Below are 11,492 nucleotides of genomic sequence, written 5' to 3'. Positions count from 1 at the left end.
ATGTATTCCATTCCCGGTCCAGGCGATGACCATTCGCCAATGGTGTCCCTATTGTCTATCTGCGATTACCGAGACGCACACCAGTCGACTGCTGCACGGCATTCTTGTCCCCGTTATCCCTAGCTCTGCACTAGGAATCTGTGGCGCTTGCCTGCCTTTTGGTTTGCTATCCCTCTCCTCCGGTTGGTCTTCAGTGCGACCTCGGTTACGACTTTTTCAGATTCTCACTTCATCCCTGGCTTTATCACGAGAAGAATAGGCTGTCTGAACAATATCAAACTGGGTTCTGTTCGGATTTTGCTTCCTTTACATGCCTATCCTTTATCAGGCGCCTGCGCCCTTCCATCGGCAGCAGATCCTCTCCGCTTCAGTGATAGTGTCGTGGTGAGCGTTTACAGGAGCATTGATACTTCGCTTTGGGCCTTGCTCATTAACTTCTCTACGCCATTGTTGTGTCCTGCCAATGCATGCTGCATGCCGAGCGGCCTCCCCTTCCTGTTTCACGCCACGATATTCAAATGGTTGTTCCCCACTATTCATGGACAGGATAAAGATGCTGCTGGTAGTACCTTAGCCGTTTCGTTCTTCTCGCACACCTCTGAGATAGATGCCTTTGAATGTCTTCATTCGCGTGAGATCCTGGTCGCCTATGTCTCATCAGAATTCTAAGCTCTCTCGATTTCATGCCTTTGATATGATGTGGGATCATTGGCATGTGAGGGCGAACGACTCTTGACAATCTGCATTGGCATACCCACTCGAAATAGGCCGATCCTGTTGAGACGTGCGCTGGCCTCCATAGCAAGTCAGACGTGTTTGCCAGATGAGGTGCTTATCGGGGATAACTCTGACGGTCTGGAGTCCCGAGAAATCTATCTTGAGTGGCGAAGCCGCATACCGTGTATGCGCTATATAAAGCGAGAGAAGGTCTTGGGCCCTACACATAACTTCCTCAGCTTAGTGGCTGAGTCTTCGGCTGATCACTTTCTGTGGCTTGCAGATGATGATGTACTTGATCCAAGCCTGATTGCCAGAAGTCAAGAATGCCTTTGCACTTTCCCGGGCCTGGACTATCTCGGGTGGGGTTTCGTTGTCCACAACTATGTTACAGAGGTTGCCGAGGTCCCCCACGCATTCCCGAAAGTTCAGTTCAGCAGTTCATGCTATGAGAATGTATGTCGATATCTGGAGGTTCCGATCTCTTCCTACTTTTATGGAATGTATAGGCGTGATCTCCTGCTGAGATCCAGTCTCAGTAGGTGGAATGAGCTTAACCTCTCCTTTGACTGGATGGACGTTGCATTTATAATGTCTAACTTGTTGAATTATAGATCGCATTTCCTGCCTGAGTGCCTGGCGACTTACGGTATTGATGAGTTGGTACGCCCCGTCAAGGGTGCAGCTGGATCGACGGCTAGGCACTACGACCCTATGCCGTGGCTTATGCAAGGCATTGTGCTAATCTTATGCGCCTCACGGCTTTCGATCTTCCAAAGGATCAAGCTCTTGCCTAAGTTCTTGTATGCTTGGCGCAATACGACGTCGTTTGCAATCAATCATTCCTGAGTATCGCCAGAAACCTCTCCAGAAAGTTTCCACTCCTACTGCTTCTGCGCCTTATACTCGAGAAAGCTATTCCCAGTGCGGTGAAGACCTGATCATTGACTTTGTTGCCCGTCAGTGTGGCATCGAGATTCAGAGCTATTTCGACGTTGGCGCCAATCATCCCTTCCATTACAGCAACACCCATCTCTTTTACGCGAGAGGTGCGGCTGGCATCTGTGTTGAGCCCATCCCTTTTTTAGCCCAGGAGTTTGCCGCGGCACGCCCTCGCGACAAGGTGCTGACGAATGTCATTTCGTCGGGACGGGATCCGCTGACCTTCTATGTGCTCGAGCCCTCGACTCTCAGCACCTTTGATCCCGATGCTTTGAGTCGCGCATTGAAGACTCCTGGGGCTTCGGTGGTTGACAAGATACGGGTGGAGCCGACAAGCCTTGATCAGCTGTTTGAGGCGAACGGTGTGCCTGAACTCCTTTGCATCGATGTCGAGGGAGGTGATCTTGATGTGTTGTCCAGCTGGGACATTGCCCGCTTTCGTCCTCCCCTCCTATGTGTGGAAGACCTGGAGTACAGCACAGTTCGTACTACCAGACGACCTTTGGGTGTGACAGACTATCTGTGCCAGCACGGCTACATGTTGTTTGCCAATACATTCATTAATAGCGTCCTCGTCGACGCCGCGACCTGGGTTGATCCATGACAACCCCCAGCTCTCTGAAGCATGTTTTATCTCCCGTTGTCCAGCTCAAGCGGTGTCTTGACCGTCAGTTTTATGCTTGCAATCAATTCAGGAAAGAATCCCAGACTTCTTTCCGGCAGTGGATCTCAGTTTCCCGTCGTCTCCAGGATCCCTATCTGATTGTCGGCACGACGAATTCCATTAACCGTGACCAGTGGGTCCAATCGGTTCTTGCTGATGTTCCACCGATGTCGCGATTACTGGACGCCGGCTCTGGCGAGCAGAAGTATCGAAGATTCTGCTCGCATCTTCAATACGTCTCACAGGACAATGCGGCCTATGACGGCAAGGGCGATGGCCAGGGGGGTCATGTTGAAAGCTGGACTTATGGTTCCACGGATTATGTCTGCGATATCGTGGAAATTCCGGCACCTAATGATTCTTTTGATGTCGTGTTATGTACTGAGGTCCTGGAACACCTGCCCGACCCTGTAGCTGCCATCACGGAGCTTGCTCGTATCTTGCGGCCTGGTGGGCTGCTTCTCTTGACGGCTCCATTCTGCAGCTTTACGCACTTTTCGCCCTATTTCTTTTCAACTGGCTTCTCACGTAACTGGTATTCCAGGCATCTGGAGGATCTTGGTTTTCGCTGCGTTGAGATGACACCGAATGGAAACTACTTTGAGTATCTTGCCCAGGAAATAAGGCGGCTGCCACAGATGGCCAAGGCCTACTCCCTTGTGCAGGAATCGTGGCGTATCCGCTTGGCGATGCTCGCCATTCTGAGATTCCTGCAGATGTGTTCATCTCTTGATCGAGGATCTTGTGATTACAGCTGTTATGGCTGGCATGTCAAGGCGACCAAAGACCTCGCGTCTGCGGATCATGGGGGTTAGATGACTTCTCCTCCTCCTCGTGTTTCCGTCGTCTTGCCCGTTTTCAACGGTCTTCCTTACCTGCATGCTGCCATCTCCAGCATCCTTTCTCAGTCGTTTACCGACTTTGAGCTAATCGTTATTGACGATGGGTCTGTTGATGGGTCGGCTTCTGTCCTCGAGGAGTTTGATGATCAGCGCATCCGCTTTCTCCGGCAAGCCAATCAGGGACTTGCCCGCACCCTGAACCACGGTATTTCCCTGGCCCGTGGCACCTACGTGGCCCGACAGGATCAAGATGATCTCTCCCATCCAGATCGTCTGGCCTTGCAGGTCGCACACATGGATGCTCATCAGGACTGTGTCTTGGTCGGTTCATGGGCCCAGATCATGGAGGTGGATCGTCTCGTGGAACGGTTTCACCGCCATCCTGTTGACGAGCCAAACCTGCGCTATCAGTTGTTGTTCAACAATCCGTTTGTCCATAGCTCTGTTCTCCTGCGACGTTCCGCGCTTCAGCAGGTCGGCGGCTACACGATGGACCCAGCCCGGCAGCCCCCGGAAGACTACGAGTTGTGGTCACGCCTTTCTCGGATCGGTTCCGTGGCTAACGTTGGACAGGTTCTGCTCGTCTACCGGGAGATTCCCGGCAGCATGTCTCGAGTCGGACCGTCACCATTCCGCAGTCGCCTGATCACGATCTGCGCGGAGAACATCGCTGCTGCTGCAGGCTTGCCCAATGATGATTCCTCTGTGAAGGCCATCGCTGCGCTCACCCATGGCGACGCGTCTTCTTTGCAGCCCCCCCTCGACTTCGGACGCATGCAGATGGTTCTGCTCCTGGCCATCCAGAACCTGGCCACCGGTGCAGCACAAGAGCCTCTCCGCCAGGACGCCGTTGCCCGCGTCCAGGCCATGAAAGGGGCCTGGATGGTTCGTGCGTCTCCCGCTTATGAACTTCTGCATACCGCGGGACCCTTCCGGGCTCTCGCCAAGCGCCTCTGGCGCCTGGCGCAACGGCTCAGGGGGCCCCAATGAAGACGATCGTCATCGGCGGTGCCGGGTTCATCGGTTCCCTGGTCAGCCAGGCTCTGATCGCCTCCGGCCGTGAGGTGACCGTCGTGGGACGGCGTCCCCCCGGCGCCCACACGGCCGCGTTGCCGTGTGCCTATCGCTGCGCTGATCTCGGCAACCGGGCCCAGATGCGGGAGATCCTTGAGCCTGGCTGCGAAGTGATCGACCTGGCCTATGCCACCGTCCCCAAAACCAGTTACGGCGACCCCGTCTTCGATCTGCTCGCCAATTTGCCCGGCAGCGTCGGCTTGCTGGAGGAGGCGATGGCGGTAGGGGTCCGCCGCCTGCTGCTCGTTTCGTCCGGGGGCACGGTCTACGGCCCCCCTGCCACCCTGCCGATTCCGGAATCCCACCCGACGGCCCCCATCAGCCCCTACGGCATCACCAAGCTGACCATCGATCACTACGCCCTGATGTTCCATCACACCCGTGATCTACCGGTGGTGGTGGTGCGCCCGGCCAACGCCTACGGCGTCCAGCAGCGTTCCAGGACCGGCCAGGGCTTCCTCGCCGCCGCCATCGACGCCATCCTTACGCGACGCGAGATCGAGATCTACGGCGATGCCGGAACCATCCGTGACTACATTCACGTCAGTGATGTGGCCAGCGGCATTCTTGCGGCTCTGGACTTCGGGGAAGATGGTGAAATCTATAACCTGGGCACCGGCATCGGCGCCAGCAATCTCGATGTGATCGCCCTGCTGCGCCCGTTGGCCGAGGCGGCCGGACACACCATCCAGGTGCGCCATCTGCCCTCACGCCGATTCGATGTGGAGGCCAATGTGCTCGATGCCCGGAAGCTTTGCTCCGCCTGCGGATGGCGTCCGGATGTATCTCTCCGGCGCGGTCTCTCAGAGATGTGGGATCATGCCCTGATGGCGTCCTCCTCCACCTGAGGACTCCCCCTGCCCGCCCGATTCACAACCATGGGACTCCTTACTCGGCTGCTGGATCTGCGTGGGTCCTCCGCCGAACGTTCGACATCCCTGGATCCCTTCCTCAGCACCGCCAATCCCTCCCGCAATCCTGCCTGTGGGGAGTTTGAGGTGGACGGCTGGGTCACCTCCGCGTTCGTGGCCCGCACCCTGGTTCCCGTCGTCGGCGTCCATCCCTTCCCCCTCCAGGAACTGATGCTGATGACGGCGACGGTGTGTCGCTTCCAGCCCTCCCTGATCTTCGAATGGGGCACCAACATCGGCAAATCGGCGCGGATCTTCCATGAAATCGCCCAGTATTTCCATATCCCCACCACCATCCATTCCTGCGACCTCCCCGACGACGTCGACCACGTGGAACACCCCCACGCCCAGCGGGGCGCCATGGTGCGGGGCCTGGAGGGTGTCCAGCTGCATCAGGGCGACGGTCTGACCACCTCCCTCGGGCTGTGGGAGCGGGCGGGGCGTCCCCCTTCTCCCCTCTTCTTCCTCGATGGGGACCACAGCCACGCCAGCGTCAGGCGGGAGATCGACGGGATCCTGGCGGCCGTCCCCGACCCGGTGCTGCTGCTGCACGACACCTTCCTCCAGTCCCCCCAGTCCGGCTACAACGTCGGGCCCCGCCAGGCCGTCGAGGAGTCCCTGGCCGCTTACCCCGGCCGCTTCCAGGCGGTGCATTCCGGGCTCAGCCTGCCGGGCATGACCCTGCTTTACTCCACCGCCCCGGCTGCGGCGTAGGTTCGCCCCAGCCCCGCCGGCCCATGAAGATCCTCCATACGGTCGAGTCCTATCTGCCGGCCCGCCATGGCATGTCGGAGGTGGTGCGGCAGATCTCCGAGCGGCTGGTGGCTCGGGGCCACGACGTCACCGTGGCCACCCGTTCCGACCCGGCCCGCACCGGCGACAGCATCGAGGGGGTGAAGGTCAGGGGCTTCGATGTGCAGGGGAAGAGTGCGGTGGGGGTCTGGGGGGATGTCTCCGGCTACCAGCGTTACCTGCTCGGCTCCGATGCCGACGTGATCGTCAATTTCGCGGCGCAGCAGTGGGCCACCGATCTGATGCTGCCGCTGCTGCCCCAGCTGAAGGCCCGCAAGGTGTTTGTTCCCACGGGGTTCTCCGCCCTGGGTGATCCCACCTTCGCCGCCTACTTCGCCGCCATGGGCGAATGGATGCGCAGCTATGACACCTGCGTCTTTCTTTCGGACTCCTACCGCGACATCGATTTCGCCCGCCGGGAGGGTGTCGATCGCATCGCCATCATTCCCAACGGGGCGGCGGCCGAGGAGTTCGTCCGTCCCCGGGATCCCGGCCTGCGGGCCCGGCTCGGGATCCCCGAAGACGATGTCCTGATCCTGCATGTCTCCGGCTACCTGTCGGTGGCCAAGGGGCAGGCCGAGGCCCTCGAGATCTTCTCCCGCTCCCAGCTGCGCCAGTCCACCCTGCTGCTGGTCAGCCCGGATTTCTCCCAGTCCCTGGCCCGCTCCCTGACGCCGCGGCAGCTGGCCCGGGGCCTCTACCACCTGCTGCGGGGCAAGGGGCTGCGGGCCCTGGCCTTCCCCACCCAGCTGCAGGTGATGAAGCGCCTCAACCGGCGCCGCAATGCGGCGGCCGGCCGCCAGGTCCTCGGCCATGCCCTTTCCCGCGAGGACACGGTGAGCGCCTTCCTCGAGGCCGACCTGCTGCTGTTCCCCTCCTGGATCGAGTGCTCCCCCCTGGTGCTGTTCGAAGCCGCCGCCTCCCACACGCCGTTCCTGGTCACGCCGGTGGGTAATGCGGCCGAGATCATCGCCTGGACCGGGGGAGGCGAGCTGCTGCCCGGTGAGCGCAGTGACGACCGGGAAGGCAGCGTGCGGGCCGATGTGGCCGCCGGAACCCAGCGGCTGGAGGCGCTGGTGGCCGACGCCCCCGGCCGCCGCCGGATGGCCGAGTCAGCCCACCGGGCCTGGCAGGCCCACTTCACCTGGGAGCGCATCGCCGACCAGTACGAACGGCTTTACCGCTCCCTTCTGGATGGCGAGGCGATCCACGACCAGTTCCCGGCTCCCCCCCAGCTCTGATGCGCCTCCTCACCCTGATCTTCTCCAAGGATCGGCCGCTGCAGCTGCAGGCGACCCTGGCCTCCTTCGCCCTGCATTGCCGGGAGGCGGCGCAGACGCCGATCACGGTGCTCTACCGGGCCAGCTCCGAGCCGTTCTCCCGGGGGTACGCCCAGCTGCGGGAGGAGTTCCAGGGCCGGCTCCTGATCGACTGGGTGGAGGAGCGCTCCTTTCGCCACGATCTGCTGGCCTGCCTGCGGCAACCACCGGCTGCGTCCCGCTGGCGCCGGATCCTGGATCGGCTGCGGCTGCGCTCCTGGCGTCCGCGCTGTGACCAGCTGCTGTTTCTCGTCGATGACAACATCTTCGTGCGGCCCTTTTCGCTGGGATCGATCGTGGAGGCCCTGGAGCAGCAGCCCTCCGTCATCGGCTTCTCCCTGCGCGTCGGCCGCAACACCACGCGCTGCTATTCGATGAACTGTGCCCAGCCGCTGCCGGATTTCCAGCCGGTGGCTTCGGGTCTGCGCTTTCGCTGGGTGGGCCAGACCGGCGACTTCGGCTACCCGGTCGAGGTGTCCAGTTCCGTCTACCGCCTCGCCGATCTGATCGGCCTGCTGCGGACGCTCCCCTACACCAACCCCAACCGCCTGGAACAGGTGCTCTCCTCCTCCAGTTCCCTCTTCGCCCTGGGCAAGCCTGACCTGCTCTGCTTCGAGCAGTCGGTGGCCTTCTGCGCACCCATCAACAAGGTGCAGACGATTCTCGACAACCGGGCCGGCGCCTCCGATGACTACTCCAGCGAGGCCCTGCTCGAACGTTTCCTCGCGGGGCAGCGGGTGGATGTGGCGGCCCTGAAGGATTTCGTTCCCCGGGCCGCCCACGAGGAGATCGAGCTTCCCCTGCAGTCCGCTTCGGCGCTGTGACCGCGCCCATCGCGACCCTGCTCTGCATGAAGGGGGACACCCCGGCTGCCCTGGCCCTGCGGGCCATCCGCAGCACGGCCGCCAGCCTGGCCCCCGGCGATCTCCTCTACCTGCGGGTGGATGGGGGGACCCTCAACGATCCAGAGCTGTTCCGTGCCGCCGCCGCCCCGGCCCGGCTGGTGCTTCGGGAAGTGGCAGAGGGACGGGGGCTGGCCCACGGCCTCAACCAGCTGCTGGAGGAGGTGCTGCGCGATTCCGGCATTGCTCTGATCGCGCGGATGGATGCCGACGACGAATCCCTTCCCGGAAGGATGGAGCGCCAGCGCCGGTTCCTGGCGGAGCACCCGGAGGTCGACATCCTTGGCACGGCCTGCCATGAGGTCGATGAGCACGGCGCCGATCTGCAGCTCAAGCGCATGCCCCTCAGCCATCGGGTGATTGTGGCCACCCTGCCGCGCAGCAATCCCCTGAACCACCCCACGGTGATGCTGCGGCGCCGTGTCTTTGAATCCGGCCTGCGGTACCGGGAGGATGTGAAACGCACCGAGGACTATCACCTCTGGATCTCGGCTGCGGGATCGGGTTTCGTGTTCGCCAACCTGGCGGAACCGCTGCTGAACTTCCAGCGGGATTCCGGGTTCTTCGGGCGCCGTGGTGGCTGGCGGCAGGCCTGGGCCGACCTGCATGTGCGGATCAGGGCGATGCGGGAGCTGCGGTTGTTATCAGCGCCCAACCTGCTGTGGGCCTTGGCGGCCTTCGGACTGCGCCTCCTGCCGGCGGCCCTGCAGAAATGGCTCTACCTCCGGCTGCGGTAACCGTGCCGGTTCTGCTGTCGCCAGGCCCAGCCATCACGGCAGATGTCCTCCAGATTGCGGGTGGTGGACCAGCCCAGCAGCTGCTGCGCCGCGGTTGAATCGGCCACACTCTCCGCCACATCACCGGGCCTGCGGGGCGCGAATTCGTAGGCCACCGGAGCGCCGTTGATCCGCTCGAAGGCCTCGATCATTTCGAGCACGGAGTGTCCCTGACCGCTGCCGAGATTCAGGGTGAGGATCTGTTCGTCCGTCGTCAGGAGCAGATCCAGGGCCTGCCTGTGGCCCTCAGCCAGATCCATCACATGGATGAAGTCACGGATGCCGGTGCCATCGGGTGTGGGCCAGTCGGAGCCGAAGATCTGCACGTGGGACCGGAGTCCCATGGCCACCTGGGTGATCAGGGGGAACAGGTTGGAGGGCACCCCGTTGGGGTCTTCGCCGATGCGTCCGCTGGGGTGCGCTCCCACGGGGTTGAAGTAGCGCAACCTGGCCATCCGCCAACCCGGTTCGCTGGCGGCCGTGTCGGCCAGCATCCGCTCCACCGCCGCCTTGGTCTGTCCGTAGGGATTCGCCGGCTGGACACAGGCGCTCTCAGGGATCGGCAGCTCCTGCGGGCAGCCGTAGAGCGCGGCGGTGCTGCTGAAAACGATCGTCCGGCAGCCGTGGCGCCGCATCGCCTCGAGCAGGCAGCGGGTGCCTTCGACGTTCACGTGCCAGTAGCTCAGCGGCTCCTGGATCGAGTCACCCACGGCCTTGAGGCCGGCGAAATGCAGCACGGCCGCCACGTCCCCGCCGCCGCTGGCGCGGAACGCCCCATCGAGGGCCTCCGGGCTTCGGATGTCACCGTTGATGAAGCGCAGCCGGCGATCACCCGTGGCGGTTTCCCAGGCCTGATGCACGCCGTCCTGATCAACAGCGTGCCGGCAGGGGCTGAGCTGGCAGAGTTCCGCCACCCGGTGGAGCGCTTCGACGCTGCTGTTATGCAGGTTGTCGATGACAACCACGTCGTGGCCGGCACCGATCATCACCAGACAGGTGTGACTGCCAATGAAGCCAGCCCCTCCAGTGATCAGTACAGTCGCCAAGGACCATGACCAAGGGTTGGTGATCCTACGCGGTTAGGGGCCGTCCATCCCGTGAGACTCAAGGAAGAGCCTTGAACCGGGCCATGGAGCCCCGGGGGTGCACATCCGGCTGGGCGCCCCTGGCTCTGGCGAGCAGGCGAATCGTCTTGATCAGAATCAGTGTGTCGAGCATCAGACTGGCATTGCGCAGGTAATAGAGGTCGTAGCTGAGTTTCATCCTGCTGTCCTCGATGCTGGCGCCATAGGGATAGCAAACCTGCGCCCATCCGCTGAGTCCGGGACGCACCCAGTGGCGCACGCGATAGTGCTGGATCTGTTGCTCCAGCGTGTCTTCGATCTCGGGCCGCTCCGGCCTCGGGCCGATCAGGCTCATTTCACCCTTCAGCACGGCAATCAGCTGGGGAAGTTCATCGATGCGCAGCCGTCTCAGCAGCTTTCCCACCCGCGTGACGCGGGGGTCGTCGCGGCTGGCCCAGCGGGCACCCCGTGCCTCCGCTTCCTCGCACATGGTCCTCAGCTTCCAGACCTCGATGGCCTCCCCGTAGAGACCTGTCCTGACCTGGCGGTAGAGGATCCCCCCGCCGCCCTCGAGACGGATCGCCAGGGCGGAGACCAGCAGCACCGGCGCCGTGATGATCAGCAGCAGGCTGGCGACGACCACGTCCCCCATGCGTTTGAGCCGCCATCCCCAGCGGTTGGGCTGCAGTTCGAAGCCGTCGGCCTGCAGCAGCCAGCGGCTCGAGAACAGCTCCGGTGGGACCCGCTGGAGGTGGTGCTCGGCCCAGATGACGAGGCTGCAGACACTGGCGCCCCGTTCGCGCCGCGCCAGCAGTTTCTGCAGCAGGACATCGCTCAGTTCGGCCGCCTCGCTCACGGCGATGCCGTCCACCGTCAGCAGGATGGTCTCGAACGCCGGCTCCAGGGCACGGCAGTCGTAGTAGTGGAGATCCAGCTGGGTGTGGCCGCCGTCCCGTTCGAGCTCGCGCCGCACCACCGTCAGTTCCGCCGTCTCCCCCACCAGCAGCCAGGCCTGGCGGCGGCTCAGCAGCCGGGTGACGACCAGCTGCGCCGTTCCCGAGGCCAGCGTGACCGCCGCCAGCAGGGGGAGGATGAAGTTCCGGAACGTCCGCGGATCCTCCACCTTCAGGCCCCAGTTGAGACCCACGACGACGACGGCGAGCGCCAGCAGGGCGACCACGGCGGTCGCGCCCAGCCGTCGCCGCTGGGAATCCCGCTGGCCCTGGTCAGGCTTGGAGTAGCGCCCCAGCAGGTAGGACGTTCCCACCCAGAGCAGGGTCAGGCCCACGATCGAGCCGGTGATGCCGGCCCAGCGGTCGAACCGCTGCAGGAACAGGCTGTTGTAGGTCCCCAGCAGCAGCAGGGTGTCGAACAGGGCCAGCCCCAGCAGCAGCCGTCGCTGTCTCAGCCAGGGAGTCCGCCACCACATGCCTTGCCGCCACCGCCACCGCCCGACTTTATGGGCGCTGTCGCCGCCCTTCCCCGGCCG

11 protein-coding genes are annotated in these 11,492 nt (G+C 62.4%); 9 read left to right on the top strand and 2 right to left on the bottom strand.

Features of this window, described 5'->3' with window-relative positions:
* Positions 1-699: 699 nt before the first annotated feature.
* The 9 genes from H6G99_RS16630 to H6G99_RS13070 are packed head-to-tail and all read left to right on the top strand — an operon-like array spanning position 700 to position 8,900.
* Entirely contained in the window at positions 700-1,566 is an 867-nt protein-coding gene (locus H6G99_RS16630; RefSeq protein WP_353617248.1) for a glycosyltransferase family 2 protein, read from the top strand.
* On the top strand, positions 1,523-2,263 hold the full coding sequence (locus H6G99_RS13105) for an FkbM family methyltransferase (RefSeq protein WP_286191152.1): 741 nt from the start codon (positions 1,523-1,525) through the stop codon (positions 2,261-2,263). Before H6G99_RS16630 ends, H6G99_RS13105 begins: the two co-directional genes overlap by 44 nt.
* A complete protein-coding gene (locus H6G99_RS13100; RefSeq protein ID WP_190611930.1) occupies positions 2,260-3,138 on the top strand; it encodes a class I SAM-dependent methyltransferase in 879 nt (292 codons plus the stop codon). The genes H6G99_RS13105 and H6G99_RS13100 overlap by 4 nt, the downstream gene beginning before the upstream one ends.
* A complete protein-coding gene (locus H6G99_RS13095; protein WP_190611929.1) occupies positions 3,139-4,155 on the top strand; it encodes a glycosyltransferase family 2 protein in 1,017 nt (338 codons plus the stop codon). It abuts the gene before it with no gap.
* A complete protein-coding gene (locus tag H6G99_RS13090) occupies positions 4,152-5,087 on the top strand; it encodes an NAD-dependent epimerase/dehydratase family protein (protein WP_190611928.1) in 936 nt (311 codons plus the stop codon). Before H6G99_RS13095 ends, H6G99_RS13090 begins: the two co-directional genes overlap by 4 nt.
* 30 nt (positions 5,088-5,117) lie before the next feature.
* Positions 5,118-5,864, top strand: a complete 747-nt coding sequence (locus H6G99_RS13085; protein WP_094584260.1) for a class I SAM-dependent methyltransferase — start codon at positions 5,118-5,120, stop codon at positions 5,862-5,864.
* Positions 5,865-5,887: 23 nt separating this feature from the next.
* Positions 5,888-7,183: a glycosyltransferase family 4 protein gene (locus tag H6G99_RS13080; protein ID WP_190611926.1), complete on the top strand. Its 1,296-nt coding sequence runs from the start codon at positions 5,888-5,890 to the stop codon at positions 7,181-7,183.
* Positions 7,183-8,085, top strand: a complete 903-nt coding sequence (locus H6G99_RS13075; RefSeq protein WP_190611924.1) for a hypothetical protein — start codon at positions 7,183-7,185, stop codon at positions 8,083-8,085. Before H6G99_RS13080 ends, H6G99_RS13075 begins: the two co-directional genes overlap by 1 nt.
* On the top strand, positions 8,082-8,900 hold the full coding sequence (locus tag H6G99_RS13070) for a glycosyltransferase (RefSeq protein ID WP_190611922.1): 819 nt from the start codon (positions 8,082-8,084) through the stop codon (positions 8,898-8,900). Before H6G99_RS13075 ends, H6G99_RS13070 begins: the two co-directional genes overlap by 4 nt.
* Here H6G99_RS13070 and galE read toward each other — a convergent pair.
* Both galE and H6G99_RS13060 read right to left on the bottom strand, forming a co-directional pair.
* On the bottom strand, positions 8,882-9,985 hold the full coding sequence (galE, locus tag H6G99_RS13065) for a UDP-glucose 4-epimerase GalE (RefSeq protein ID WP_190611921.1): 1,104 nt from the start codon (positions 9,983-9,985) through the stop codon (positions 8,882-8,884). The two genes, H6G99_RS13070 and galE, sit on opposite strands and share 19 nt — an antisense overlap.
* 58 nt (positions 9,986-10,043) lie before the next feature.
* Complete coding sequence (locus tag H6G99_RS13060) at positions 10,044-11,432, bottom strand: exopolysaccharide biosynthesis polyprenyl glycosylphosphotransferase (RefSeq protein ID WP_286191151.1); 1,389 nt, start codon at positions 11,430-11,432, stop codon at positions 10,044-10,046.
* Between the last annotated feature and the right edge of the window lie 60 nt (positions 11,433-11,492).

The organism is Synechococcus sp. FACHB-909 (assembly GCF_014698945.1).
Classification (GTDB): domain Bacteria; phylum Cyanobacteriota; class Cyanobacteriia; order PCC-6307; family Cyanobiaceae; genus Cyanobium.
This window is presented reverse-complemented; position numbering and strand designations above follow the sequence as displayed.

Bases quoted from the DNA above. Each gene is read 5' to 3' on its own strand.
- H6G99_RS13105 (WP_286191152.1), top strand. From the start codon at position 1,523: ATGCTTGGCGCAATACGACGTCGTTTGCAATCAATCATTCCTGAGTAT.
- H6G99_RS13100 (WP_190611930.1), top strand. From the start codon at position 2,260: ATGACAACCCCCAGCTCTCTGAAGCATGTTTTATCTCCCGTTGTCCAG.
- H6G99_RS13095 (WP_190611929.1), top strand. From the start codon at position 3,139: ATGACTTCTCCTCCTCCTCGTGTTTCCGTCGTCTTGCCCGTTTTCAAC.
- H6G99_RS13090 (WP_190611928.1), top strand. From the start codon at position 4,152: ATGAAGACGATCGTCATCGGCGGTGCCGGGTTCATCGGTTCCCTGGTC.
- H6G99_RS13085 (WP_094584260.1), top strand. From the start codon at position 5,118: ATGGGACTCCTTACTCGGCTGCTGGATCTGCGTGGGTCCTCCGCCGAA.
- H6G99_RS13080 (WP_190611926.1), top strand. From the start codon at position 5,888: ATGAAGATCCTCCATACGGTCGAGTCCTATCTGCCGGCCCGCCATGGC.
- H6G99_RS13075 (WP_190611924.1), top strand. From the start codon at position 7,183: ATGCGCCTCCTCACCCTGATCTTCTCCAAGGATCGGCCGCTGCAGCTG.
- H6G99_RS13060 (WP_286191151.1), bottom strand. From the start codon at position 11,432: ATGTGGTGGCGGACTCCCTGGCTGAGACAGCGACGGCTGCTGCTGGGG.